Annotated in this window: 20 protein-coding genes; 12 read left to right on the forward strand and 8 right to left on the reverse strand. The window is 74.4% G+C overall.

Translation table 11 applies throughout. The features are described from left to right. Nucleotides 1-80: 80 nt before the first annotated feature. Nucleotides 81-1,070 (reverse strand): glycosyl hydrolase family 32, encoded by a 990-nt coding sequence (locus tag AB0637_RS03175; protein WP_366169705.1) that lies wholly within the window; start codon nt 1,068-1,070, stop codon nt 81-83. 265 nt (nt 1,071-1,335) lie between these two features. Between AB0637_RS03175 and AB0637_RS03180 the strand changes: the two genes are divergently transcribed. Beyond that, nucleotides 1,336-2,349 carry a LacI family DNA-binding transcriptional regulator gene (locus AB0637_RS03180; RefSeq protein WP_366169706.1) on the forward strand — a complete coding sequence of 338 codons (1,014 nt, stop codon included), beginning with the start codon at nt 1,336-1,338 and terminating at the stop codon, nt 2,347-2,349. Between the two features lie 15 nt (nt 2,350-2,364). On the opposite strand, the gene AB0637_RS03185 is transcribed toward AB0637_RS03180, so the two are convergent. Then, a complete protein-coding gene (locus AB0637_RS03185; RefSeq protein ID WP_366169707.1) occupies nt 2,365-2,952 on the reverse strand; it encodes a helix-turn-helix domain-containing protein in 588 nt (195 codons plus the stop codon). 72 nt (nt 2,953-3,024) lie between these two features. Between AB0637_RS03185 and AB0637_RS03190 the strand changes: the two genes are divergently transcribed. From AB0637_RS03190 to AB0637_RS03215, 6 genes are all read left to right on the forward strand, one after another. Beyond that, nucleotides 3,025-3,417, forward strand: a complete 393-nt coding sequence (locus tag AB0637_RS03190; protein WP_366169708.1) for a DUF1304 domain-containing protein — start codon at nt 3,025-3,027, stop codon at nt 3,415-3,417. Nucleotides 3,418-3,471: 54 nt separating this feature from the next. Beyond that, nucleotides 3,472-4,476, forward strand: a complete 1,005-nt coding sequence (locus AB0637_RS03195; protein WP_366169709.1) for an NADP-dependent oxidoreductase — start codon at nt 3,472-3,474, stop codon at nt 4,474-4,476. Nucleotides 4,477-4,665: 189 nt separating this feature from the next. After that, entirely contained in the window at nt 4,666-6,477 is a 1,812-nt protein-coding gene (locus AB0637_RS03200; RefSeq protein ID WP_366169710.1) for a SpoIIE family protein phosphatase, read from the forward strand. A gap of 52 nt (nt 6,478-6,529) precedes the next feature. Then, entirely contained in the window at nt 6,530-8,317 is a 1,788-nt protein-coding gene (locus AB0637_RS03205) for a bifunctional diguanylate cyclase/phosphodiesterase (protein WP_366169711.1), read from the forward strand. A gap of 117 nt (nt 8,318-8,434) precedes the next feature. Beyond that, nucleotides 8,435-10,060, forward strand: a complete 1,626-nt coding sequence (locus AB0637_RS03210; protein WP_366169712.1) for a methyl-accepting chemotaxis protein — start codon at nt 8,435-8,437, stop codon at nt 10,058-10,060. A gap of 50 nt (nt 10,061-10,110) precedes the next feature. Continuing rightward, nucleotides 10,111-11,196, forward strand: coding sequence for a substrate-binding domain-containing protein (locus AB0637_RS03215; protein ID WP_366169713.1), 1,086 nt, complete (start codon nt 10,111-10,113; stop codon nt 11,194-11,196). An 18-nt stretch (nt 11,197-11,214) separates the two neighbouring features. Here AB0637_RS03215 and AB0637_RS03220 read toward each other — a convergent pair whose 3' ends face one another. The 6 genes from AB0637_RS03220 to AB0637_RS03245 all read right to left on the reverse strand — a co-directional run bounded on the left by AB0637_RS03220 (nt 11,215) and on the right by AB0637_RS03245 (nt 18,793). Next, complete coding sequence (locus AB0637_RS03220) at nt 11,215-12,246, reverse strand: glutathione S-transferase C-terminal domain-containing protein (RefSeq protein ID WP_366169714.1); 1,032 nt, start codon at nt 12,244-12,246, stop codon at nt 11,215-11,217. A gap of 46 nt (nt 12,247-12,292) precedes the next feature. Next, complete coding sequence (locus AB0637_RS03225) at nt 12,293-13,780, reverse strand: MFS transporter (protein ID WP_366169715.1); 1,488 nt, start codon at nt 13,778-13,780, stop codon at nt 12,293-12,295. 158 nt (nt 13,781-13,938) lie between these two features. Beyond that, a complete protein-coding gene (locus tag AB0637_RS03230) occupies nt 13,939-14,244 on the reverse strand; it encodes a hypothetical protein (RefSeq protein ID WP_366169716.1) in 306 nt (101 codons plus the stop codon). A gap of 178 nt (nt 14,245-14,422) precedes the next feature. Further along, entirely contained in the window at nt 14,423-16,990 is a 2,568-nt protein-coding gene (locus tag AB0637_RS03235; protein WP_366169717.1) for a cell wall-binding repeat-containing protein, read from the reverse strand. Next, nucleotides 16,987-18,069, reverse strand: a complete 1,083-nt coding sequence (locus tag AB0637_RS03240; RefSeq protein WP_366169718.1) for a GGDEF domain-containing protein — start codon at nt 18,067-18,069, stop codon at nt 16,987-16,989. Before AB0637_RS03240 ends, AB0637_RS03235 begins: the two co-directional genes overlap by 4 nt. 85 nt (nt 18,070-18,154) lie before the next feature. Next, the gene (locus AB0637_RS03245) at nt 18,155-18,793 is read right to left on the reverse strand and encodes a TetR/AcrR family transcriptional regulator (protein WP_366169719.1); all 639 of its coding nucleotides are present in this window, start codon (nt 18,791-18,793) and stop codon (nt 18,155-18,157) included. Between the two features lie 76 nt (nt 18,794-18,869). Here AB0637_RS03245 and AB0637_RS03250 point away from each other — a divergent pair, with 76 nt between their 5' ends. The 5 genes from AB0637_RS03250 to AB0637_RS03270 all read left to right on the forward strand — a co-directional run bounded on the left by AB0637_RS03250 (nt 18,870) and on the right by AB0637_RS03270 (nt 25,498). Continuing rightward, nucleotides 18,870-20,348, forward strand: a complete 1,479-nt coding sequence (locus AB0637_RS03250; RefSeq protein WP_366169720.1) for an NAD(P)/FAD-dependent oxidoreductase — start codon at nt 18,870-18,872, stop codon at nt 20,346-20,348. Beyond that, nucleotides 20,345-21,202 carry an alpha/beta fold hydrolase gene (locus tag AB0637_RS03255; protein WP_366169721.1) on the forward strand — a complete coding sequence of 286 codons (858 nt, stop codon included), beginning with the start codon at nt 20,345-20,347 and terminating at the stop codon, nt 21,200-21,202. Before AB0637_RS03250 ends, AB0637_RS03255 begins: the two co-directional genes overlap by 4 nt. Nucleotides 21,203-21,219: 17 nt before the next feature. Next, nucleotides 21,220-22,257: a zinc-binding dehydrogenase gene (locus AB0637_RS03260; RefSeq protein ID WP_366169756.1), complete on the forward strand. Its 1,038-nt coding sequence runs from the start codon at nt 21,220-21,222 to the stop codon at nt 22,255-22,257. 101 nt (nt 22,258-22,358) lie between these two features. Then, a complete protein-coding gene (locus AB0637_RS03265) occupies nt 22,359-23,915 on the forward strand; it encodes a diguanylate cyclase (protein WP_366169722.1) in 1,557 nt (518 codons plus the stop codon). Next, nucleotides 23,912-25,498: a GGDEF domain-containing protein gene (locus tag AB0637_RS03270; RefSeq protein WP_366169723.1), complete on the forward strand. Its 1,587-nt coding sequence runs from the start codon at nt 23,912-23,914 to the stop codon at nt 25,496-25,498. Before AB0637_RS03265 ends, AB0637_RS03270 begins: the two co-directional genes overlap by 4 nt. Nucleotides 25,499-25,508: the final 10 nt, after the last annotated feature.

A 25,508-nucleotide genomic window follows, 5' to 3' on the forward strand; every position in this document is an offset into this window, starting at 1 on the left:
TCTCCTTGTCGAGGGCGGTGCTGTCGTGGTCCGTGGGGTCGAGCTGTGCGGTGTTCCCCCGGGGTCCTCCCCGGGGGCGGTCAGACGGGTGCGGTGACGGGGCTCAGGGCCAGGAGGCCCTGCGCGTCGACGTGCAGGGGCAGGGGGTCCGACAGCGTCCCGACGAACCGGCCGTCGGCGTCGGTGTCGTGGAAGGCCAGCAGGACCGCGGAACCGTCGGGGTCGGTGACGACGCGGCCGCTGTAGAGCCCGTTCCCGCTGAGGGGGCGAGCACCGGACACGTCGAGCGGAACGCCCGGCTCGGTGAGCGGACGGTCCAGGGGCAGCGAGAAGATCCCGCCGCGCTCCCCCCGGTCCTGCCGTTCCTGCGACAGGGCGCCGGTGGCGCAGGAGAACACGAGGAACTCCCGGTCCTCGACGGTCGCGACCTGCACGACCTCGAGGTGGGCGAACCCGGAACCCGGCGCCGTCAGCGGCGGCCGGACCTCCCAGCGTTCGAGGTCGGGCGACCAGGCGTGGCCGACCACGCCGGCGTCGTCGGAGCGGATCCCGGTGCGCGGGCGGGCCCGGGCGGTGACGAACATGTCCCACCCGTCACCGTCGGCGGCGGGCTGAACCCACGGGTCGCGCCACGCCTCCTCCGGCCAGGTCCCGTCCTCGAGCAGTTCGTACCAGCGGCGGTCGGCGACCGTGACGGGTTCCGGCTGCGCCGTCCAGGTGGCGAGGTCGCCGGACAGGGCGACACCCACGGTCTCGACGTTCGTGTGCCGGGGTTCCGCGTGCAGGAACCGCGACCCCGTGTAGAACATCCGCCACCGGCCGTCGGGGCCGGCGACGACCGACCCGGTCCAGGTCGCGGTCGCGTCGAAACCCTTGCCGCGGGGGCCGAGGACCTCGCCGTGGTCGGTCCACGACCGCAGGTCCGGCGACGTCGCGTGGCCGATGCGGGCGTTGCGGTGCCGCCGGTCCGGGTCACCCAGCGAGGTGGGCGCGAACAGGTAGAAGAGGTGGTGTTCCCGGCCGTCGTGGGCGGTCCAGAAGTCCCACGTCCAGGCACCGTCGAGCGTCATCACGGGTGGGGGTCGCCGTTCGTTCGGGGAGGACGCGCTGCGTTGCTAACGCCCTTTAGCAGGGAACTGTGGAGCGGCGCGGTCGCCGTGTCAAGTGCCTGTGGCCCAGCACTCCCCGCCGTCCCGACGGCCGCGGAGAACGGGTCCGGAACCCGAAAACCCGGCGACGGCGGGAACACCGACCGGCGCGGGCGGAACCCGGTGCCCTACCCTCCTGGGACGGGTCGACCAGCACGACCACCGACGACGGAGACGAGGGACGCAGGTGACCCACCGCGTGACCCTCGCCGACGTCGCCCGCCGCGCCGGGTTGTCACCGACGGCGGCTTCGCTGATCCTCAACAACCGGCCCTCGACGCGGCTGTCCGAGGAGGCCGTCCAACGGGTCCGCCGCGCCGCCGAGGAACTCGGCTACCGCCCGAACGCCGCGGCGCGGACGCTGAGCACGCGGACCTCACGCACCCTGGGGTTCCTGTCCAGCGACGTCGCGACGACGCGCTTCGCCGGCGCGCTGATCCTCGGGGCCATGCGCCGTGCCCGGGAGCTCGACCACGTCCTGCTCATCGTCGAGACCCTGGACGTCGAGGAGGACGAGGGCGTCGCCACCCTGCTGGACCGGCAGGTGGACGGAGTCCTCATGGCGGCGACGAGGTCCCACACGGTGCGGGTCCCGACGGCTCTGGACCACACCCCCGTCGTCCTGCTGAACCTCACGGCGGGTCGCGGCACCACCCAGGTGCTGCCCGACGAGCGGCGGGCAGGCCACGAGGTCGCCCGCGCACTGCTCGCCGCGGGGCACCGGCAGGGCACCGCCCTCGTGGGCGCCCCCCTCGCCGCGCGGCGGTCCCGGTCCGTGAGCGTCGCGGTGCGGCGCCGGCTGGCGGGCATCGCCGACGCGTTCGGCGACGACGCACCCGTGGCCGAGGTGGGGTTCGAGCCGTGGGAACCGGAGGCCGGCTACGACGCCGTCACCCGGCTGCTGCGGGACGGGCCCGCGTTCACCGCCCTGCTGTGCCTCAACGACCGGCTGGCGATCGGCGCGTACCAGGCCCTGCAGGAGGCCGGGGTGCGGATCCCCGGCGACGTGTCGGTGGCGGCCTTCGACGACGACGAGGCCGCCCGGTTCCTGCGGCCCCGGCTCACGACGGCGGCCCTGCCCCACGAGGAGATGGGCCGCCTCGCGGTCGACCTCCTCCTGACCCCGCGCCCGGCCGCCGAGCACCTCGTGCCCCTGCCCTTCCGGGAGCGGGACTCGATCGGGCCGGTCCGCGGGTCCTGAGCCGGCGGCCCCACCTCATCCCCCGGCGCCCCCGGCCGGGGGCGCGACGACGCCGAGCACGGCGTCGAGCGTGGCCACCGCCTCGTCCGGGTCGATCCGGGCGAGCACGAAGGCACTGACGACGGCCGAGGTGCACAGCGTCGCGACCTGTTCCGGCGCAGCGGTTCCCGCGGCCTGCGCCCCGCGGCGGAAGGCGGCGTGCAGTTCGGCGCGGTACCCGTGGACGACCTGGGCGACGGCCTCGTCGCGCCCGACGGGGGCCGTGGCCGCGTTCAGCAGGAGGCAGCCGGCCTGCGCCGCCGCGGGCCGGCCGTCCGCGAGGGCGGCGCGCAGCCCGCGCAGGTAGCCGACGAGGGCGTCGGCCGCGACGTCGGGCCCCTGCAGGGGCCGCAGCCGCGGTCGGACGACGTCCTCGAGGTAGCTCTCGACGGCCGCGTCGAAGACGCCGCGCTTGCTGCCGAACGCGTGGTAGAGGCTCGAGCGGCGGATGCCGGTGGCCTCCTCGAGGTCGGGGACGGAGACGTCCTCGTACCCGCGCTCCCAGAAGAGCGTCCGCGCCGCCCGGACGACGGTCGCGGTGTCGAAGGTCTGCACCCTGCCCATGGACGTGAGTATAGTGGAACGGTCATCACACAACGGGCCGTCCAGCAGAGGGCCCCCGGTCGCAGGAGCTGAGTGCCCGTGCTCGTCGCCGCTTCGGTGCTGTCCCTCGTCGCCGCTCTCGTCCACCTGTACGTGTTCGTGCTCGAGTCCGTGCTGTGGACGCGTCCCCGCGCCCGCGCCGTGTTCGGGACCGACGAGGCCACCGCCCGCACCACCGCCCCGATGGCCTTCAACCAGGGGTTCTACAACCTCTTCCTGGCGGTCGAGATCATCGCGGGCGTCGTCGTGCTCGCCGCGGGCAACCACGCCGTCGGCGGCACCCTGGTGCTCGTCGGCACGCTGTCGATGGTCGGCGCGGGTGTCGTGCTGCTGGCCTCGGACCGCTCCAAGGCGCGGCCGGCCGCCGTCCAGATCCTGCCCGCGCTGCTCGGTGCCCTCCTGCTGGCGATCGCGCTGGCCCGCTGACACCCCCCTGAAGAACCCGAACGAGAACCACCCGAAGAACCGAGAGGACGTCCCGTGCCCACCAGCACCCAGATCCAGCTCGTCTCCCGCCCCCAGGGCTGGCCGACGCCGGAGAACTTCCGCACCGTGCAGGTCGAGCTGCCCGAGCTCGCCGACGGCGAGGTGCGCGTCCAGAACGAGTTCACCTCGGTCGACCCCTACATGCGCGGCCGCATGAACGACGCCAAGAGCTACGTCCCGCCGTACGCGCTCGGCGAGACGATGACCGGCGGGGCCGTGGGCCGCGTCGTGGCGTCCACGAGCGCCGACCTGCCCGAGGGGACCCTCGTCGTCCACGGCCTCGGCTGGCGCGACCTCGCCCAGGGCCCGGCGACGGAGTTCCGCGCGGTGCCCGAGGTTCCCGGCGCCCCGAGCTCGGTCCACCTCGGCATCCTCGGCATGACGGGCCTCACCGCCTACGCGGGTCTCGTCGACGTGGCGCAGATGAAGGAGGGCGACACCGTCTTCGTCTCCGGCGCAGCGGGTGCCGTGGGCTCCGCCGTCGGCCAGATCGCCCGCCTGCTCGGTGCAGGTCGCGTCGTCGGCTCGGCCGGCTCGGCCGAGAAGGTGGAACTGCTCACCTCCAAGTACGGCTACGACGCGGCCGTGAACTACAAGGACGCCCCGATCCGCGAGCAGCTCCCGACGGTCGTCCCGGACGGCATCGACGTCTTCTTCGACAACGTCGGCGGAGACCACCTGGCCGCGGCGATCGACACCTTCAACCCGCACGGCCGTGCCGCGCTCTGCGGCGCGATCTCGGTGTACAACAGCACCGAACGCGCCGCCGGCCCGGAGAACCTCTTCCAGCTCGTCGCCAAGAAGCTGACGCTGCGCGGGTTCATCGTCGGCGACCACGCCCACCTCGCCGGTGAGTTCGGCGAGCGCATGACCGGCTGGTTCGCCGAGGGCAGGGTCGTGTTCGACGAGACCGTCGTCGACGGCATCGAGAACTCCGTCGAGGCGTTCCTGTCGATGATGCGCGGCGCGAACACCGGCAAGATGGTCGTCCGCGTCTGAGGCACCCGCCACGACCGCAGGAACGGCGCCGCCCCGCACGGGTCGGCGCCGTTCCGCGTCCCGGCGCCGCGCGGGAGGCTCAGACGACGCGCAGCCACCGTGCAGATGTGGTGTGCTCTGTGGCGGACGTCGTCCAGCCCAGGACCGCGGTGACCCGCGCCACGGCCTGAGTACCGGTCAGGAGTGCTGATGGGCGGTGCGGAACCGGACTCCCTGCGGGACCGCGGGGCGCAGTCGGTCTGGGAGGACCTGGCGGACTTCGCCGTCCGCCTGAGCGCGGCCGCCACCCTCGAGGACGTGCTGCACGCACTCACCTCCCACGGCCTGCCGATCCTGCGCGCCGACGGCTGCGGCCTCGTGACCCGCGCCGCGGACGGCGGGTGGGAGCTGGCCCTGGCCACGAGCTTCGGCAGCGAGCTGCGGGCCCGCTTCGCCTACGAACCCCTCGACAGCCCCCTGCCGGCGTGCCGGGCCGCGCGCGAGGGCCGGACGTTCCTCGTGCCCGACCGGGAGGCGGCCCTGGCCGTGCACCCGCGGATGGCCGAGGTCGTCGACGTCAGCGGCCGCCCCCGGTGGGCCCTGCTGCCCCTGCAGGTGGCGGAGGAGACCTACGGGTCCCTGGCCGTCTCGTGGGCGGACCCGCGTCCCTTCGGGGAGGACGAGGTGGGACTGCTGGCGGTCTTCGCCGCGCACTGCGCCCCGTCCCTGCACCGGGTCGTCTCCCGCCACCGCGAGGACCAGGCCACGGCGCGCGTCGTCGGGCTCGCGCAGGCGCTGCAGCGCGGGGTCCTGTCGCAGCTGCCGGTCGTCGACGGGCTCGACCTCGGCGTCAGCTACCAACCCGTGCGGGCCGGAGCCTCCATCGGGGGCGACTGGTACGACGTCTTCCCGCGCGCCAGCGGCGACCTGCTCCTGGCCATCGGCGACGTCGCGGGCCACGACGCGCACGCCGCCGCCGCGATGACCCGGCTGCGGACGATGCTGCGGGGCCTGGCCTGGGACAGCGACGACGGTCCGGCCCGGCTGCTCGACCGGCTCGACGCGGTGGTCGCCGCGCTCGAACCGGGAACGCTGGCCACGGCCGTCCTGGCCACCGCGACGCTCGCGCCGACCGGTCGGCTGGACGTGCGGTGGGCCAACGCCGGCCACCCGCCCCCGCTCGCCCGGCACGCCGACGGCCGCCTCGAGGTGCTGCGCGACCACGGCGTCGACGACCTGCTGCTCGGTGTGGACGCCTCCCAGTCCCGCACCGAGCACCGCGTGGAGCTGGAACCCGGCAGCCTGCTCGCCCTCGTCACCGACGGCGTCGTGGACGAACGGGTGGCGGACCTCGAGCAGTCGCTCGTCGCCGTCGGCCGCACCCTGGAGGACCCGCGCCGCACGAGCGCCCAGGCCCAGTGCCGGCGGCTCGCGCAGGAGCTCGGGCCGGACCCCGACGACGACCGCACGATCCTGCTCGTGGGGGTCGGTGCCCCGGCCGCCGGCGAGCCCGACCGCCCCGAGCACCCCACGACGGGCGGGACGACCGCCAGCTCCCGCGTCGCCCTGCTCACCTGCGCCGCGGAGTCGGTGGCGGCCGCCCGCCACGCCGTCCGACAGCTGGCGAGCGCCGACGGGTGGGACGAGGACACCGTCGACACCGCCGAACTGCTCGTCAGCGAACTCGTGACGAACGCGGTCACGCACGGGCGCAGCGACATCCGGCTGCGGGCGAGCAGTTCGGCCCGTCGGCTCCTCGTGGAGGTCGCCGACGAGAACGACCGGGTCCCGGAGCTGCTGCCCGCCGATCCCGACGCCCTCTCCGGCCGCGGTCTGCAGCTCGTCGACCTCGCCGCCGACGCCTGGGGCTGCCGACTGCTCGCGTCCTCCGGCGGGCCGGACGAGGACGCGGACGGCGGTGAGGACGACGGCACGGACGACGGCGTGGACGGGTGGACGGTCGAGGACGGCGGGACGGGCAAGGTCGTGTGGTTCGCGCTGGACCGCCCCGCCCCGTCCTGACCGATCCGTGCTCAGGGTCAAGGGTTCGCGTCGTCGCGCCGATGGAGTGGGCGTGGCTGTGCTCTCGCGCGGAGTGCCCGAGGTGGCGACACCTCGGCTGATGGCGTACACCACGGGGGCCTTCTACGTCGCGGGCGGCCTGGCGGCGATCATGACCACCGCGGGCTCCTGGCAGGACCTCGACCCGCGCACCGTCGCCATCCTCCTGCTCGCCGCTCTCGCCGTGACCGTCGGAACCCTCCTCCTGCGGTGGGGGCGCGCCTTGCCGCGCACCGCCTTCCACGTCGTCGTCGGGCAGGCCACGCTCCTGCTGGCGGCCGCCGTCGTCCTGAGCCGCGACGACGTCACGGCCCTCGGCGTGGCCGGGGTCTTCGTGTTCTGCGCCGTCGACAACCTCTACTTCTTCACCCGCCGGGCCGCCCTGGTCCACACGGGGCTGCTGCTGACCGCCGTGGCCGGCAGCCTGCTGTGGCGGGAGGTCGACCCCGGGGTGGTGGGCGCGGTCATGACGGTCCAGGTGGCCGTCGTCGCGGTCATCGGACGGCTCGTGCAGCGGGCCGCGCACGGCACACGCGACAGCCTGACCGACCTCCTGAACCGCCGCGGCTTCGACGAGCACGTCGAGGAGAGCGTCGACTCCGCGCACCGCACCGGCGCCCCGTTGTCGGTCGCGCTCATCGACATCGACCACTTCAAGCAGGTCAACGACCACGGCGGCCACGCCGCGGGGGACGAACTGCTCACCGACCTCGCCGACCGGCTCTCCCGGCGGCTGCACGACCTCCTGCCCGGCGCCGTGCTGGCGCGGCACGGCGGCGACGAGTTCGCCGTCGTCCTGCCCGGGGCGGACCTCGCCGCGGCGGAGGCCGTCGGGCAGGCCCTGCGCGTCGAGGCCGCCCCGACCGGACTGTCCGTCGGCGTCGCCCAGCTGCGCGTCGAGGAGGACCCCGGCACCCTGCTGCGCCGCAGCGACACCGCGCTGTACGACGCCAAGGCCGCCGGCCGCGGCCGCGTCGCCGTGGCCGGGGGCGCCGACGACGGGCTCCTGGAGGACCTGCGCACTGCTCTGCGGGAGGAGGCCCTCGACGTCGTCCTGCAGCCCGTCGTCGTCCCCGGGGTGGGTCCCGACGCGACGCGCTGCGTGGGGGTGGAGGCCCTGGCCCGGTGGAACCACCCCGTGCACGGCCCGGTGTCCCCGGCCGTCTTCATCCCGCTGGCCGAGGCCAACGACCTCATCGACGACCTCGACCGCGCGGTCACGCGCCGGGCCTGCGCCGACGCCGTCGTCCTGCGGCGGGCCACCGGCCAGGACCTGTTCCTCACCGTCAACGCCTCCGGCCGGCACCTCGTGGACCCCGACTTCGTCCAGGACCTGCTCGCGACGGCCTCCGAGACCGGGTGGCCGCTGTCCTCCCTCGTCGTGGAGGTCACCGAGAGCAGCGTCGAGTCGGCCTCCGACGCCACCCGGTTCACGCTGGAGGAACTGCGCGCGATCGGGGTCCGGGTGGCGATCGACGACTTCGGGACGGGCTACTCGGCGCTGAGCCAGCTCGACACGATGCCGGCGGACTTCCTCAAGCTCGACGCGCACTTCACCGCCCAGCTGACCGTCAGCGACCGGCGACGCGCCCTCCTGGCGGGGCTGCTGCGGATGTCCGGCGACCTGGGCCTGGTCGTCATCGCCGAGGGGGTCGAGACCGGCGAGCAGGAGGACGCGCTCGTCGCGCTCGGTTGCCCGCTGGCGCAGGGGTACTGGTACCAGCGACCGCAGCCGGTCGCCGCGCTCGTCGCCGCCCTCACGAGCGGTCCCGCGCCCACCCCCGCACTGGACGGGACCTGATCCCTCACCTCGCGGCGCCCGGTGTCGATGAATCGTGCAAGCAGGGCGCCCGGGCCACGACCGGGTGCCCGTCGAGGTGAGCGGCCCCCGGGGGGCCGACGTCGGAGGGACAGCGCCGTGCCAGCTCGCGAGGGGGAACCCCGCAAGGTCCGCAGGTCCTGGTTGGCCGACCGCTCGGTCGGCACCAAGGTCGTCGCCGTCGCCGTGCTCGGCGCGGCCGTCGCCGGGACCGTGCTCGGGGTCGGCCTGAACGGCCTGGCCGGGGTGAGCGAGAAGGCCACCGCCACCTACACCGGGTCCACCGTCCCCAACGCCGAGCTCGCCACGCTGCGCGCCACGACCCTGCAGTCCCAGCGCGACCTCGCCAACCTCGCCCTGGCGTCGGACCCGATCGCGGCCAAGGACCTCACCGCCCGCATCGCCGACGACGACCAGCGGCTCGCGACGAGCCTGGGCGACTACGGCAAGCGTCCGCTGACCGCAGCCCAGCGCCACTCCCTGGAGCGCTTCGGCATCTGGTGGTCGGCCTACCAGAACACCCGCGACCGGTTCCTCGTGCCGCTCGCGGCGTCCGGTGACCGCGAGGGTTTCCAGCAGCTCTACCTCGGCAACCTCGCGGTCCTCGCGGACAACGCCTCGAACGAGCTGTCCACGCTCGAAGGCCTGGGTGCCAAGGCCGGTGCCGACTCGGCCGCCACCGCGCAGCAGACCTACCGCGACGCGCGGTCGGCCATGGTCCTGTCCCTGCTCGTCGGGGCGGTGCTGGCCGTCCTGCTCGCGCGGCTCATCGCCCGCCGCATCGTCGGGCCGCTGCGCACCGTCCGCGAGGTCCTGGACCGGGTCGCCGACGGCGACCTGACGGCGACCGTCGAGATCGCCCAGCGCGACGAGGTCGGGGCGATGGCCGCGGCCCTGACGACGGCGACGACGAGCATGCGCGGCACGATCCGCGAACTGGGCGCCGAGGCGACCGAACTCGCCGCGTCGGCGGAACGGCTCACCGCGACCAGCCGGGACATCGCCGACGGCGTGGGCGACGTCTCGCAGCGGGCGGCCACCGTGGCCGGCACCGCGGGGGCGGTCAGCGCCCACATCGCCGGCGCGGCCGCCGGCACCGAGGAGATGGGCGTGTCCATCAAGGAGATCTCCTCCAACGCCTCGGGCGCCTCCGCCGTCGCCGTGCGCGCCGTCGAGCTCGCCGACTCCACCCGCGTGACGATGGACGCCCTGGGGACGTCGTCCGCCGAGATCGGCACGGTCGTCAAGACGATCACCGCCATCGCCGAGCAGACGAACCTGCTGGCGCTCAACGCGACCATCGAGGCCGCCCGCGCCGGGGAGTCCGGCAAGGGTTTCGCCGTCGTCGCCGGTGAGGTGAAGGAACTCGCGCAGCAGACGGCCCGGGCGACGGAGGACATCTCCTCGCGCGTCGAGGCGATCCAGGCCGACGTGTCCTCGGCGATGGCCGCGATCGGCTCGATCAGCGGTGTCATCTCCGAGATCAGCGACTACCAGGCGACGATCGCGGCGGCCGTGGAGGAACAGGCCGCGACGACGCAGGAACTCGGGCGCAGCGTCGCCGACGCCGCCACCGGGGCCGAGCAGATCGCCGGGACCATCGAGTCCGTGGCCGGTGCCGCGACGACGGCCGGTCGTGGCGCGGACGCCTCGGACCGGTCGGTCCGGGACCTGGCCGAGATGGCCACCCGCATGTCCGTCGCCGTCGGCCGCTTCCGCGTCTGACCCGCCGCCTCCTCCCCCGTCCGCGCAGCCCTCTCCCCGCTGGAGTTCCCGTGTCCCCGTTCCGCACCCGCTCCACCCGCACCGCGGCGGCGCTGACGCTCGTGCTCGCCGGTGCCCTCGGCGCCTGTTCGCAGGGGTCCACGACCGCGTCCTCGACCGCGGCGACCGGCCCGCACATCGCGTTCCTCGCCGAGCAGACGTCGCTGCGCTACCCGTCCTCCGACGTGCCGAACTTCCAGATCAGCCTCGAGGACAGCTGCCCCGGGTGCACGGTCGACACGTTCCTCGCCGCGACCCAGGACGAGCAGAACTCCCAGGCCGCGCAGGCCCTGTCGGCGGGGGCCACGGTCCTCGTGGTGGCCCCCAAGGACTCCGCGGGCGCTGCGACGATCGCGCAGCAGGCGCGGGCCGCGGGCGCGAAGGTCATCTCCTACGACAGCCTCATCAAGGGTGCCCCCATCGACGGTTTCGTCACGTTCGACAGCGGCAAGGTGGGGGCCATCGGTGCCCAGACCGTCCTGGACTCCTCCCCCGCACCGGGGTCGGTCGTCGTCGAGCTCGACGGCGACGAGGCGAACTCCAACGCCGCCTGGGTCGCGTCGGGGGCCTCGTCGGTCCTGAAGGGGAAGATCGAGACCGGGTACCAGGCGTGGGTCCCGGACTGGTCGGCCGACAACGCCGAGGTCGCCATGCGGCAGGCCCTCGCGACGCTGGGCGGGCGGAAGATCGCCGGGGTCGTCGGCGCCAACGACGGCATCGCCAAGGGTGCCGCGAAGGCTCTGCGGGAGGCCGGCTACACCGGCGCCCTGCCGCCCATCAGCGGTCAGGACGCGGAGGTGTCGGCGTTGCAGCGCATCCTGACGGGCGACCAGGCCGTGACGGCGTACAAACCCATGCCGAAGCTCGCCGCGGCCGCCGCGCAGATGGCCCTGGCGCTGGCCCGCAGCCAGCCCGTGACGACCACGACGACGACCGACAACGGGGCGGGGGCCGTCCCCACGACCCTGCTCGACCCCACCGCCGTGACGAAGCAGAACATCGCCACGACGGTGATCGCCGACAAGTTCACGACGGTCGAGGCGCTGTGCGCCGGGGCCGCCAGCCAGGCCTGTGTGGACGCCGGACTGCGGTCCTGAGGTCGAGGACCTCGCGGGTCAGTCGCGACCGGGGGCGTGACCGGCCGGGACGACCTCGGCGGGCACCGGCGGGGGCGGCGGGGTGCCGTCGCCGAACGGCCGGCCGCCCAGGTCCTCCCGGCCGTGCGGTTCCAGCCAGCCGGACAGGTCCGGGCCCGCGGGGACGACACCGGTGGGGTTGATGTCGCGGTGCACGACGTAGTAGTGCGCCTTGATGTGCTCGACGTCGGTCGTGTCGCCGAACCCCGGGGTCTGGTAGAGGTCGCGGAAGTAGGCCGACAGCACCGGCATCTCGGACAGCTTCTGCCGGTTGCACTTGAAGTGCCCGTGGTACACCGGGTCGAACCGCGCGAGGGTCGTGAACAGGCGGACGTCGGCCTCGGTGATGCTGTCCCCCACCAGGTACCGCTGCGTGGAGAGCCGTTCGGACAGCGCGTCGAGGCGGGCGAACAGACGGTCGTACGCCTTCTCGTAGGCCTCCTGCGTCCCCGCGAAACCCGCCCGGTAGACGCCGTTGTTGACGTCCCGGAACACGTCGCGGTTGACGGCGTCGATCTCCTCGCGCAGGTGCTCCGGGTAGAGCTGCGGGGCCCCCTCGCGGTGGAACTCCTTCCACTCCAGCGACAGGTCGATCGTCATCTGCGGGAAGTCGTTGGTGACGACCTGCCCCGTGGGGACGTCGACGATCGCGGGCACCGTGATGCCGCGGTCGTAGCCGGGGATCCGGGCGAAGAACGCCTCCTGCAACCGTTCGATGCCGAGGACGGGGTCCCGGCCGCCGGGGTCGAGGTCGAACGTCCACGAGCGCTCGTCGTGGGTCGGGCCGCAGATCCCCATGGACAACGCGTCCTCGAGACCGAGGAGGCGGCGCACGATGATCGCCCGGTTCGCCCAGGGGCAGGCCCGGCTCACGACGAGGCGGTAGCGCCCCGCCTCGACGGGGTAGCCGTCCCGGCCGTCCGCGGTGATGCGCGTCTCGAGGTAGCGCTGGTCCCGACGGAAGTCCCCCGTCGGGTTGACGTACCCCGTGCTGCCCCCTGTGGCGGCCATCCCGTGCTCCCCCCGCGGCCGGACCGACGCCGACCTGCTTCAACACTCAAGCAGGTGTGTGCCCCGACCGCACCCCGTCCGCGGGGAACGGGAGTTCCTCGAGGTCGAGGTGCGGGTTGTCGTCCTGGGTGGCGACGAGTTCGCGCGCCTCCTCCTCGGACGCGACGCTGGGCATCGCCCCCGGCAGCGGCCGCCGCGCGGACTCGCGCATGAAGAACACGGCCACGACACCGACGAGCGAGGTCGCCATGAGGTAGCCGGCGGGGACGAGGTCGTTGCCCGTGGCCTGCACGAGCGCCTCGACGATGAGCGGCGTCGTCCCGCCGAAGACGGCGACGGCGACGTTGAACGAGATGCCCATGCCGCCGTACCGGCTCGAGGTGGGGAACAGGGCCGGCAGGGCCGAGGCCTGGCACGCGATCCAGCACGCCACGGGGACGGCGAGCATCACCAGACCGAGGAACGTGGTGACGACGTTCCCGCGGCCGATGAGCCAGAAGATCGGCAGGCCGAGCACCACCATCCAGCCACCGCCGAACCACATGACCGGCCGGCGGCCGACCCGGTCGGAGATCCGGCCGGCGACGGGCAGGAAGAACGCCAGCACGACGAGCACCGGGATCGTCAACAGCGTGCCGTGGAGGTCGTCGTAGCCGAGGGACTGGGTGAGGTAGGTGGGCATGTAGCTCGTCAGGGCGTAGCCGACGCTGTTCGCGGCGGCCACGAGGGCGACCGCGATGACCATGGGCCGCCAGTGCCGGCGCACGAGTTCGACGGAGTTCTTCGGCGGCCCCTCGGCGGTGGCCTGGGCGGCGGAGGACTCCTCGTGGGCGTCCTGCGTGGCCTGGAACGCGGGCGACTCCTCGATCTTCAGCCGGAAGTAGATCGCGACCGAGCCGATGACGCCCCCGAACAGGAAGGGGATGCGCCACGCACCGTCGAGCACCTGCTGCCCGTCGGCGAAGGTCTGCACGACCGTCACCACCGCGGCCCCGAGCGCGAAGCCCAGGTAGCTCCCGAAGTCGAGGAGGCTGCCGAAGAACCCGCGGCGCTTGTCGGGGGCGTACTCGCTGACGAACGTCGTCGCCCCCGCGTACTCACCGCCGGTCGAGAAGCCCTGCACGAGCTTGAGCACGACGAGGAGGACGGGGGCGAGCGCGCCCACGGCCCCGTAGTCGGGCAGCACCCCGATGAGGAACGTGGCGCTGGCCATGAGGATCAGCGTCGCGGCGAGGACCTTCTGCCGGCCGACGCGGTCACCGAGGCGCCCGAAGAAGACCCCGCCGACCGGTCGCGCCAGGTACGTCGAGGCGAAGACACCGAGGCTGAACAGGAGCTGCAGACCGGGGTCGGCGTTCGGCAGGAAGACGCGCCCCATGGTCGCGGCGAGGTAGCCGTAGACACCGACGTCGTACCACTCCATGGTGTTGCCGACGACGGTCCCGCCGACGGCGCGACGCAGCATGGAGTGGTCGACGACCGTGACGTCGTCGACCCGCAGGCGACGGCGGCCGGGTCGGGCGCCGCCCTTCACCGCGGGTCTCCGCCCGTCACCGCGGACAGTGTCCGCTGTCGGTCAAGGTCCGTTCGCGAAGGGTCCGGCATTCGGCCAAGGGTACCGAGGCAACCATCCACCGCTACTGGGCCCGTGTACCGGAACAACTGTCAGCATGCCGCTCATCGGGGCCGGTCCTACTCGACCGCGTCGTCCTCGAGGAGCTCGACGGCCGCGTGGGCGCGGTTGAAGAAGTCCACCGACACGATCACGGCGGCCTCCGAGCCGGCCCGCGTCACCACGAGGGGCTTGCGCAGCACCCCGTCGATGACGGCCGACAGGTCGACCTCGGCCTCGTCCGCGTGCGGGTAGATGGCCGACGCCGGGTCCTCCTGGGCGTCGCGGCGGAACTCGGCCACGCGTTCCCGGGCCTCGGCGTACTCGGCGGCGATGTCGTCGACGACGTGGTCGTCCACGGCGTGCTCGGTCGTGGGCCCGCTCACCGGTCGGCCCTCACGGTCAGGGCGGTCGACGGGACGGTGACCTCCGGGCCCGAGGGCTCGCAGGACAGGCGGCGTTCGGCGTCCATGAGCCAACGCTAGTCCAACGCCCCGGCCGGTGCACCACCGGCCGGGAGGGACCACCCGTCCGGTCCGCCCCCGCAGGGACGCCCCGTCGGACTCAGTCCTGGGCGATCGAGCGACCGAGCGAGGCGTAGGCCGCCGCCGGCACGGACGGCTCACCGCCGAAGACGACGCCCGTCGACAGCGGCTTGGCCGCGTTGAGCGCCGCGAGCGCCGAGAGGGTGGCCGGCGCCAGGTCCGGACCGGTCGTCAGCAGCAACGGCCCCCCGAGCAGACCCACCGCGGCCGACCCGACGAGCGCGTCGGGCCAGTTGTCGCCCGTCGCGACGCCGACGACCTTCGTGCTGCCCGCGCCACCGGCGGCCGCCGTGAACCGCTTGGCCACGAGCGCCGCCGTCTCGAAGCGGTCGGCACCGACGACGGCCCGCGCCGCGCTGCCACCGCTCGCGGGCAGGGACGCCGCGGCCGCCGCGGCGGCGCCACCGACGGGCACGACGCGCGTGGCGCCCGGGTCCTTCGCCGCCAGCGCGGCCTTCGTCGCCGCCGGCAGGGTCGCCCCGTCGGTGAGGAGGACCGTGCCGCCCGTGCGCGCGGCGAGGGCGGACACCGCGAGCCCGTCGGGGAAGTTCACCCCGTTCGCCAGGTAGATCGGGGCCTTGTCGGTGCCGGGCGCCTGCGCGGCCACCTCGTCGGCGATCCGGGCGGCCGTCTCGTAGCGGTCGTCCCCGGCGATGCGCTTGACGGTGTAGTTCGGGGAGAGCGCGACGAGGGCGTTCTCGACGGCCGCCGAGACGGTTCCACTGCCGCCGAGGACGTAGACGGTGCCGCCGGGGGCGAGCACGCGGGAGACCTCGGTGCCGGTCGACGCCGTGAGCTTGTCCGACTCCGTCAGCAGCAGCGGGGCCGCCGTGGCCGAGGCGAGCCGGGCGCCGGCGAGGGCGTCGGCGTACTTCGTCGACGCGGAGACGACGACGGCGCCGGCGGACGCGGCGGTCGGGAACAACGTCTTGGAGGAGTTCACGGACGTCTCGATGCGGTCCTTGCCGGACAGCCGGCTCTGCGGGACGTCGAGGGCGGGCGTGCGGACGGTCGCGTACGGCGTGACGGCCGCCGACGCCGTCGAGTCGGCGCCGGTGCCGAAGGAGTTCTTGGCCGCGACGGTGAACGTGTACTTCGACCCGTTCGCCAGGCCCGTGAGGACCTGGGTGGCGGCCTGCGTCGCCGCGAACGTGACGGGGGTTCCGGGGACACCGTCCTTGACGGGGGTGACGACGTACCCGGTGACGGGGTTCGCCCCGGCGACCGGGGTGGCCGCCTTCCAGGACACGACGGCCTTCCCGTCGCCGGCGACGGCGGTGGGGGCGGCCGGGGCGGTCGGCAGGGCGCCGACGGTGAGGGTGACGACCTGGTCGAAGTGCCCGCGGCTGTTGGTCGCGCGGACGGTGAACGTCGTCGTGCCCGCCGTCGTCGGAGTTCCCGACAGGACCCCGGTGCCGGCCCCGAGGGTGAGACCCGTGGGGGCGGTCACGTCGACGAAGGACCACTGCGGCGCAGGGGTTCCGGAGGCCGTGAACTGGAACGTGAAGGGTTTGCCGACGGCCGCGGTGGTCGGGGGTGCCGTCGTGATGCGCGGCGCGTCGGCGGGGGCGGTGGACTCGAACTGCCCGACCTGCGCGCCGTCGGAGAGCCAGAGGTTCCCGCCGAGCGTGGTCGCGACGGCGGCCGGGCGCGCCATGACGCCCGGGTCGATGGCGACGACGGACACCGAACCGCCGGTCATCTTCTTCAGGCCGCCCACGGTCGGGTCGGCGACGAACACGGTCCCGGACAGATCCACGGCGATGGACGTCGGCGACCCGGTGGCGCCCGTGCTGCCGACGACGGACAGCAGGCCGGACACGGGGTCGATCTTGTCGACGGTCCGGTTGCCCGCGTCGGCGACGAGGACGTTCCCGTTGGCGTCGACGGCGACGGCCGAAGGCGCCTTCAGAGGGGAGGACGTCGCGGTGCCCGGTACGGCAGCCCGGGGGCTCCCGTCGCCGGCGAAGACGCGCAGGTTTCCGGTCGTGTCGAGCCGCTCGACCTGGTTGTTGGCCGTGTCGGCGATGTAGAGGTTCCCCGCCGCGTCCGTCGCGAGGCCGGAGGGGTTGTTGAGGGACGACGCGGTCCCGGCCCCGTTGCTGGGGGCACCCGGCACGCCGACGACACCGGCCACGACGGTGAACGACGCCGGCGGTGTGGCGGCACTCGTGTCCACCTTGACGACGACGTCGGCGCCGGTGTCGGTGACGTAGAGGCTGCGTCCGTCGGGCGAGAGCGCGAGACCGACCGGAGAGGTGAACTTGCCGGCGGTGGGCAGCCCCGGAGTTCCGTCGGTCCCCGCGAAGACGGTGACGGTGCCGTTGAGGGCGACCTTCCGGACGACGTTGCGCCCGGTGTCGGCCACGTAGACGACGCCGTTGCCGTCGACGACGACGGAACTCGCACCCGTCAGGCCGGTCACCGGGGCGACCGCGGGGGGCGAGGCCGGCTGGTAGTCGTACGCCGGCGTGGTGGCCTGGGCGGCACCGGCCCCCGCGACCATGCCGACCGGCGCGGAGATCGCGAGCAACCAGGCGGCGGAGCGGCGGAACCGGGCGTGGGGGCGGCGCGGGGCGGAGGTCACGTCTGGTCCATCGGCGCGAGCGGCGCGGAGGTGAAGGTGGCGCCGCTGCGGGCGCGTTTGCGCGCGTACATCGCCGCGTCCGCGCGTCGCAGGAGCTCCTCGGGCGCCACGGGTCCGGCGCTGACGGCGCACCCCGCGCTCGCCCCGACGACGACCCGGACCCCGTGGGCGGTGATCTCGACCGGCGCGGTGAGGGCCGCGACGAGCGCGTCCGCGACGCGTTCGACGGAGGGCAGGTCCGTGGCCGTGACGGCGACGACGAACTCGTCCCCGCCCAGACGGGCGACGGCGTCCCCGTCGCGGACGGCGGCCCGGAACCGGCGGGCGACCTCGACGAGGAGGGCGTCGCCGGCCTCGTGGCCGTGGAGGTCGTTGACGGGTTTGAACCCGTCGAGGTCGAGGTAGACGACACCGCGCCCGGTCGTCCCGGCCAGGGCCGGCAGCAGCCCCCGCCGGTTGAGCAGGCCGGTGAGCGGGTCGTGCGTGGCGGCGTGCAGGAGTTCGGCGCCGTGCGCGGCCTGCTCCCGGGCCAGGGCGGCCGCCGTCGCGCGGTGCGCGCTGGCCAGCCGGACGGTGTCGGCCAGGCCGATGATCGAGAGCACCGCCAGGACGGCGGCGGTGAGGTCGCCGGCGGTCCCGACGAAGACCCGCTCGACGGCGCAGCCGTGGGCGACGGCCTGCACGCCGAACGTCCCGCCGAGGACGAGGACGGCGGCCACCACGAGCCCGCGCCGGTGCGGGTCGACCTGCAGGGTGCGCGAGAGCAGCAGGCCGAGCACCACGGGGTAGAGGAAGCCGACGCCGGTGGCCACGGTCGCCACCGCCACGGCCAGGGCGAGGACGCCCAGGCGCAGGACGGGCCGACCCGCGGGGTCACCGCCGCCCAGGACCCGCTGGGCCCAGGCGGTCGTCGCGGCCGCGGTGGGCAGCCACGTCAGGAGCTGGGCCGCCAGCCCGGCGTGCGCGGCGCCGGTGACGGCGCCGAGCGACCAGGCGGAGACGACGACGAGCACCGCGGCGAGGACGACCGCACTCGCGTGCACCGCCTCGCGACGGGACGCCGGGAGGACGACACGCACGGTTGTTCCTCGACCCACCGGACCCCGGGCACGATGAGCCGTCAGGGTTGCGCCGGTGTGACGTGCGTCCGCTCGAGCGGGGACCTCAGGGCAGGCGGCCGCCGTAGATGGTCCGCATCCACACCGTGAGCAGCACCTCGACGGCGTCGTCGGCCGCGAGGCCCGGCTGCTCGCCCGCGAACGCCGAGTGCAGGACCCGCTCGTTCATCCAGTTCAGCGCGATCGCGAGCTGGCGCGCGGGTGGGCCGTCGGGGGCGGCCCCGCGGGCGCGTTCGGCCTCGACCTGGGCGGCCGTCTCGTCGACGAAGCGCTCCATCACCCCGTTCCACACCTCGCGGACGGCCACGCTCGTCGCGCGGGCCTCCGCGGCGGCGAGCGTCACGGCGAGGTGGGAGCGGAAGGGTTGCGCGATGGCCCCGATGACCTGCCGCCACCGGCCCTCGACGTCGGGGGCCGGGTCGGCGACGGCCTCGTCGCGCCGCGCGCGGGCCTCGGCGACGACGCGGTCGAGGAGCGCGAGCAGGACGGCTTCCTTGGAGGGGAAGTAGAAGTAGAACGTCGGGCGGGACAGCCCCGCGCCGCGGGCCAGGTCGTCGACGGCGACGTCGGCGTAGGACCGCTCCCCCAGCAGGCGTTCGGCCGTGTCGAGGATGGCACGTTCCCGGTCGTCGCCCCGGTTGCGGGACGTGCGGCGGCCCCGGGCGACGGCGGTCGACTCGCTCACCGCACCGACTCTAGTCGGGAGGCCGTTTCTCGACACCCTGTTGACAGACTCGACACTGCGTTGAAAAGTAGTCCTCGTGGATGACGACGCAGCGGTCGAGCACCTGGACGTCCTCGTGGTGGGGGCCGGTCTGTCGGGGGTCGGGGCCGCGTGCCAGCTCGTGCGCCGGCGCCCGGGGACGACGTTCGCCGTCCTGGAGGCCCGCGGCGCGACGGGCGGCACGTGGGACCTCTTCCGCTACCCCGGGGTGCGCTCGGACTCGGACATGTACACGCTCGGGTACTCCTTCCGGCCCTGGCGCGGCGGCAAGGCCATCGCCGACGGCGAGTCCATCCGGCAGTACGTCCAGGACACCGCGCGGGAGTTCGGCGTCGACGAACGGATCCGGTTCCACCACCGCGTGGTGTCCGCGGAGTTCTCCTCCGCGACCGCGCGCTGGACGGTCGTCGTGGAACGCCCCGCCGCGGACGGCGGGACGCAGACCGCGACCCTCACGTGCGGGTTCCTCCTCAGCTGCACCGGGTACTACCGCTACGACCGCGGGTACACCCCGGAGTTCGCGGGCGTGGAGGAGTTCACGGCCGCCGGGGGTCGCGTCGTGCACCCGCAGCACTGGCCGGCCGACCTCGACGTCACGGGGAAGAGGGTCGTCGTCATCGGCAGCGGCGCGACCGCCGTCACCCTCGTCCCGAACCTCGCACGCGACGCCGCGCACGTGACGATGCTGCAGCGCTCCCCCAGCTGGGTGCTCGGCCTGTCCTCGCGCGACCACCTCGCCGACCGGTTGCGCGGCAAGGTCCCCGAGAAGATCGCCTACCCGCTCGTGCGGGCCAAGCACGTCGCGCTCGCCACGGCCACCTACCAGTTCAGCCGCCGTCGCCCACAGGCCGCCCGCGCCTGGTTGCGGGAGAAGGTGGCCGAGAAGCTCCCGGCCGACTTCGACGTCGACCGCCACTTCACCCCGCGCTACGACCCCTGGGACCAGCGCGTGTGCTTCGTCCCCGACGGTGACCTGTTCCGCGCGTTGAGGTCCGGAACGGCCTCCGTCGTCACCGACGGGATCGACAGCTTCTCCGCGACGGGGATCCGGTTGACGTCGGGCGAGACGCTGGAGGCCGACGTGGTCGTCACCGCGACGGGTCTGGACCTGCTGTTCCTCGGCGGGATGGACCTCGCCGTCGACGGTCAGCGCTTCGACCCGGCGCAGGCCGTCGTCTACCGCGGGATGATGCTGTCCGGGGCGCCGAACTTCGCGTTCGCGCTCGGGTACACCAACGCGTCGTGGACGCTCAAGGTCGACCTCGTCACCGCCCACGTGTGCCGGTTGCTCGACCTCATGGACCGCCGCGGCCACCGCGTCGTGCGCCCGGGAACCCCCACCGACGCGGGACGCAGACCCCTCATCGACCTGAACTCCGGGTACGTGCGGCGCGCCGCGGGACGCCTCCCGCAGCAGGGGGTCTCGAGCCCGTGGCGGTTGCGCCAGAACTACCCGGCCGACCGCTGGACGCTCAAGCACCGCCGGGTCGACGACCGCGCCCTGGAGTTCTCGTGACCCTCACCGCCCCGCGTGAGGTGCTGCTGGGCCCCGGGATCCGCGCCCGGTACCGCGTCCAGGGCGAGGGCGATCCGGTCCTGCTGCTGCACGGGATCGGCTGCAGCCTCGAGGACTTCGACGAGCAGGTGGAGCTCCTGTCCGGGCGGTACCGCTGCTGGGCGGTGGACCTCGCCGGATTCGGCGGCTCCGACCCGCTGCCCGTCGAGAACACCGTCGCGCGCCTGGCCGCCTTCGTCGCCGCGTTCGCCGGGGCCGTCGGGATCGTGGAGCCGGCGCACGTCGTGGGGAACTCCCTCGGCGGCGCCGTCGCCCTGCAGTTCGCCGTCGACCACCCGGACCGCGTGCGGTCGCTGGCCCTGGCCGACCCGGCGGGTTTCGGCCGCGAGGTGACCGTCGCACTGCGCCTGCTGACGGTCCCGTTCCTCGCCCGGCGCCTGCTGAAACCCAACGCCGAGGGGTCCCGGCGCACGCTGCGCGCGGTGTTCCACGACCGCGACCTCGTGACCGCGGACCGGGTCGCCCGCGCCGAACGGCTGAGCCGCCGGCCCCACGGCGCCCGGGTCATGCGCGGGACCGCACGGTCCCTCGGAACCCCCCTTGGCGTGTGCCGCCGGTGGCGACGGGAACTGCTGCGGGGAGCCGCCGCGGCCCCGGTCCCGACGCTCGTCGTCTGGGGAGCCGAGGACCGCATCCTCCCGGCGACCCACCTCGACGCCGCCCGGCGGGCGCTCCCGCACGCCCGGACGCACCTGTTCCCGGCGACGGGACACATGCCGCAGATCGAACGCGCCGAGCAGTTCGCGAGGATGCTCGAGGAGTTCTGGACCACCACCCCCGGAGGAACGCCGTGACCGATCTCCCCACCACCATGCGAGCGCAGCGGCTCCACGTCCCCACCCGGACGATGACGGTCGAGGACGTCCCCGTCCCGCAGCCCGGGCCCGGCCAGGTCCTCGTCGACGTCGCCTACTGCGGCATCTGCCACTCCGACCTCGGCCTGCTCGAGGGGACGTTCCGGGACCCCCGCGGCCCCGAGACCATCACCCAGGGGCACGAGGCGTCGGGGACCATCGCCGCCCTCGGCGAGGGCGTCACGGGGTGGGCCGTCGGCGACCGCGTCGTCCCGGCCGCGGGACGACCCTGCCGCCGGTGCGAGCGCTGCCGTCGCGGGGACCTCGTGAACTGCGACGACCTGCTGCTCATGGCGTTCGCCTACGACGGCGCGTGGGCCGAGTTCACGGTGGCCGAGGCCGGGGGCCTGACGCGCGTCCCCGACGGGGTCCCGCTGGACCAGGCCGCCCTCCTCGCCGACGCCGTCTCGACCCCGTTCGGGGCCGTCGTGCACACCGCGGCCGTGCGGCCCGGCGAGGCGGTCGGCGTCTGGGGCGTCGGGGGTGTCGGCACGCACATCGTGCAGCTCGCCCGCCTCGTCGGCGCCGTGCCCGTCGTCGCGGTCGACCTCGACCCTGCCGTGCGCGAACGCGCCCTGGCCGTCGGCGCCGACGTCGCCCTCGACCCGGCCGACCCCGACCTGCGCGAGCGGATCGCGGAGGCGACCGACGGCCACCTCCTCGACGTCGCGTTCGACGCCGTCGGCCTCAAGGCCACGTTCGAGCAGGGCCTGGCGATGCTCGCGCCGCGCGGCCGCGTCGTCGGCGTCGGGTTGTCCGGACAGGAGGTCTCCCTCGGGTCGACGTTGTCCTTCAGCCTGTCCCGCAAGCAGGCGCTGGGACACCTCGGCTACCGGAACTCCGACATCGGCACCCTCGCGAAGCTGCTCGCGGCGGGACGGCTGGACCTGTCGCGGTCGGTGAGCGCCGTCGTGCCGCTGGAGGACGTGCAGGAGGGGATCCGCCGCCTGCACGACCGCGACGGGAACCCCGTGCGGGTGCTCGTCCAGCCCTGAGCCGAACGGGCGGAACGGCGCGAGCGCCGCTCCAGAGCCGGGCCGGACCGTCCGACGCCTCGGAGGACGAGCGGAACCGGAACGACGAGCGGACGACGACCATGCCCGGCAGGCACCCCGACGCGCGCCTCCCGGGAGAGCTCGCCGACGAGGCCTGGCGTCGTCCCTGCGGCCGGCTGACGACGCGCCGGGTGTTCCTCGACCTCGCGATCGCGATGGCCGCGTTCGGCCTCCTCGTCGGGGCGCTCTTCCCGCTGGTCGTGGTCTGGCTGGGGGTGGCGCCGCCCGGGGCCGCGTTCCAGCCCCGGTTCGTGTGGTCCTGCCTGGGGGCGGGGTTGGTCGTCGGGGGCATGAACCACGCCCTCGCCCGCGCGGTGGTGGGCACGCGCCTGAAGCGGCAGAACCTGGCCCTGCGGGCGACGCGGGCGGTGGTGGCCCGCGCGGCCCGCACACCGGTGCGCCCCGGTGACCTCACGCGCGCCGGCGTACCGGTGGACTCCCTCGACGACTTCGGCACCATGAGCCGCACCTTCAACGAGGTGCTCGCCGACCTCGAGGACAGCTGGGTGACCCAGCGTTCCCTGCAGGACCTCGCCCGCGCGGCCGGGGAGGTGTGGCCGGCGGAGGCGAACGCCGCCACCGTCTGCCACCAGCTGCTGACCGTCCTCGTGGACGGCGACCCGCGCATCGCCGCCGCCCGCGTCACCGGACCCGACGGCGAGGTCCTCGCGGTGGTCGCCGCAGAGGTCGCCGGAACGGGCTCGGACGGCCCGACGCGGGACCGCGTCCGGCCCGTCCCCGGCCACGGCGTCCTGCACCTGGCGGTGCACGTGCCGGCGGACGCACCGGACGAGGGCCGGAGCGGGGCCGACCTCGCCCGCGGTGCCGCGGAGGTGCTGGCCCTGGCCCTGAGCCGCCTGGACCTCGTGGCCCGGGTGCAGCGGCAGGCGTGCGTCGACGAGCTCACGGGCCTGCTGAACCGGCGCGAAGGGGTGCACCGGATCCAGGAGGCGCTGGCGAGCGCCGGTCCCCGCGCGGGTCTCGGGGTGCTCATGGTGGACCTCGACCACTTCAAGCAGGTCAACGACGTGCACGGCCACCTGCGCGGCGACGAGGTGCTGCGCGGGTTCGGGCGGGTCTGCCGTGAGGTGCTGCGCGCCGGGGACGTCGCCTGCCGCTACGGCGGCGAGGAGGTGCTCGTCCTGGCCGTCGACGTCGACCTCGACGCGGTGCGCGAACTCGCCGAACGTCTGCGCCGGGCGGTGGCCGCGGCGGAGTCGCCGTCCTCCTCCCCGGCGGCGCTCCCGGCGTCGACTCCGGCACCCACCCCGTCGACGCGCCCCGCGACGGCGGGTCCCGTCCCGGAGAGCCCAGGCCCCGCCGCGGGAGCGTCGGTGCGCCGCAGCGCCGGACCGGGCGACACGGTCCGTGCCGTCGTCGACGTCGTCCTGGAGTCCACGGAGACGGTGGTCCGGCAGGTCGCGGTCGCCGTCGTCGCCCAGCGGCAGATCTCCGTCGGCGTGCTCGTCGTCGTCGCCGTCTTCCTGCTCGTGCAGGACCGCCTCGACCGCAACGACCCCAAGCTCGCGGCAGCCCCTCTCGTCCCGCTGCCGGACCTGCCCTACGAACCACCCACGAACGGCGAGGACCACCGATGACCAGGACACCCGGGAACAGACCGGCGTCCCTCGTGAGCTTCTCCGAACGCGTGGCCTGGGTGCTGCTCGTGCGCCTCGTCGTCGTCGCCCTCCCGGTCGCGGCGTTCTGGTTGTTGCCGTCCGAACGCACCGCCCCCTGGTCCCACGTCGTCGTGCCGGCCCTGGTGACGGGGGGCGTCGCCGCCGTCACGTCGTGGAGCCGCCTGCCGCGGCGAGCTGCGATCACCCTGCCGGGCGCCGGACTCCTCGTCGACGGCCTGTACCTCGGGTGGGTCCTGCACTGCCTGCACGGGTTGCTCGGTCCGGTGCCGCGCATCGCCGTCGTCTACGTCCTCGCGATCACGTTGCTCGCCTCGTTCCGCACGGGCGTCAAGGTGACCCTCTGGCACTCCCTCGTGCTGGTCCTGGTGTTCGAGTTCGAGAAGGTGGGGTTCCTGCCCGTCACGTCCGCCGCTGGGGTCGGCCACCTGCGCTGGCACCTGTTGTCCCTGTGGGTCCTCGTGGTCACCGTGGCGGGTTTCGCCGCGGCGAACGAGCGGGAACTGCGCCGGCGTCGCTACGATGCGGACCTGTTGCGGCGCTTCGGAGTGGAGGCCGAACGGTGCACGGCCGGCACCGAGGTCGCGGCGATGCTCGCGGTGCTCGGGCGGGACGAACTGCTCGCCCGCCGGTGCGCCGTCCTCCTCGTCGACGAGGAGGCACAGCAGGGTTCCACGACGGTCCGCGCGACGTGCCTGGTCGCCGACGAGGCGGGCGTCCGGGATTCCCGGTGGTCCGGCGAGGTCGACGCCGACAGCGCGCTGGGTCGCGTGCTCGCCGGCGAGGCCCCGCAGCTGCGCACCGCGGTCGACGACCCCGTCCTGGCGACGCTGCTCCCCCGCGCGGGTCGGGTCGTGCTCGTGGCCGCCGCCGTCCCCGGATCGGCCACCGTCGTGCTCGTGCTCGAGGATCCCGGCGCCCGACGCCGGTTGCGACCGCGCGGGGTTCCGCAGCGGCTCCTCACGACCGCAGAACGCGCTGCGGCGCAGACGTCCTCGACGGTGGCCCGGACTCGACTCGTCGAACGCCTGCGCACGGCGGCCTCGACCGACGGGCTCACCGGCGTCGCGAACCGCCGCGCGCTCGACGAGGCGCTCGCGGCTGCGGTCGAGGACGCGCGCCGCAGCGGCGGGAACCTGTCGGTCCTGCTGCTCGACCTCGACCACTTCAAGGCGCTCAACGACACCCACGGCCACGAGGCCGGCGACGACGCCCTGCGCGCGGTGGGGGCGCTGCTGCGGACCGAACTGCCCGTGGGCGCGTTCGCCGCCCGCTACGGCGGGGAGGAGTTCTGCGTCGTCCTGCCCGGGACCGTCGACGGCGGCGGCTCCGCCGACACCCTCCGGCAGCGGGTGCGGACGCTCGACGTCCCCGGACCCCTCACCGTCAGCGTGGGGGTCGCGACGCTGCCCGCGCACGGCGTGAGCGCACGGGACCTGTTGTCCGCCGCGGACTCCGCGCTGTACGAGGCGAAGCGGTCCGGGCGGGACCGGGTGGTCCTCGCCCGTCACCGGGACGGCTCGGAGTCCTTGGTCGCGAGGTGAGCAGTCTCGC

Source organism: Kineococcus sp. NPDC059986 (genome assembly GCF_040702905.1).
Lineage (GTDB): Bacteria > Actinomycetota > Actinomycetes > Actinomycetales > Kineococcaceae > Kineococcus.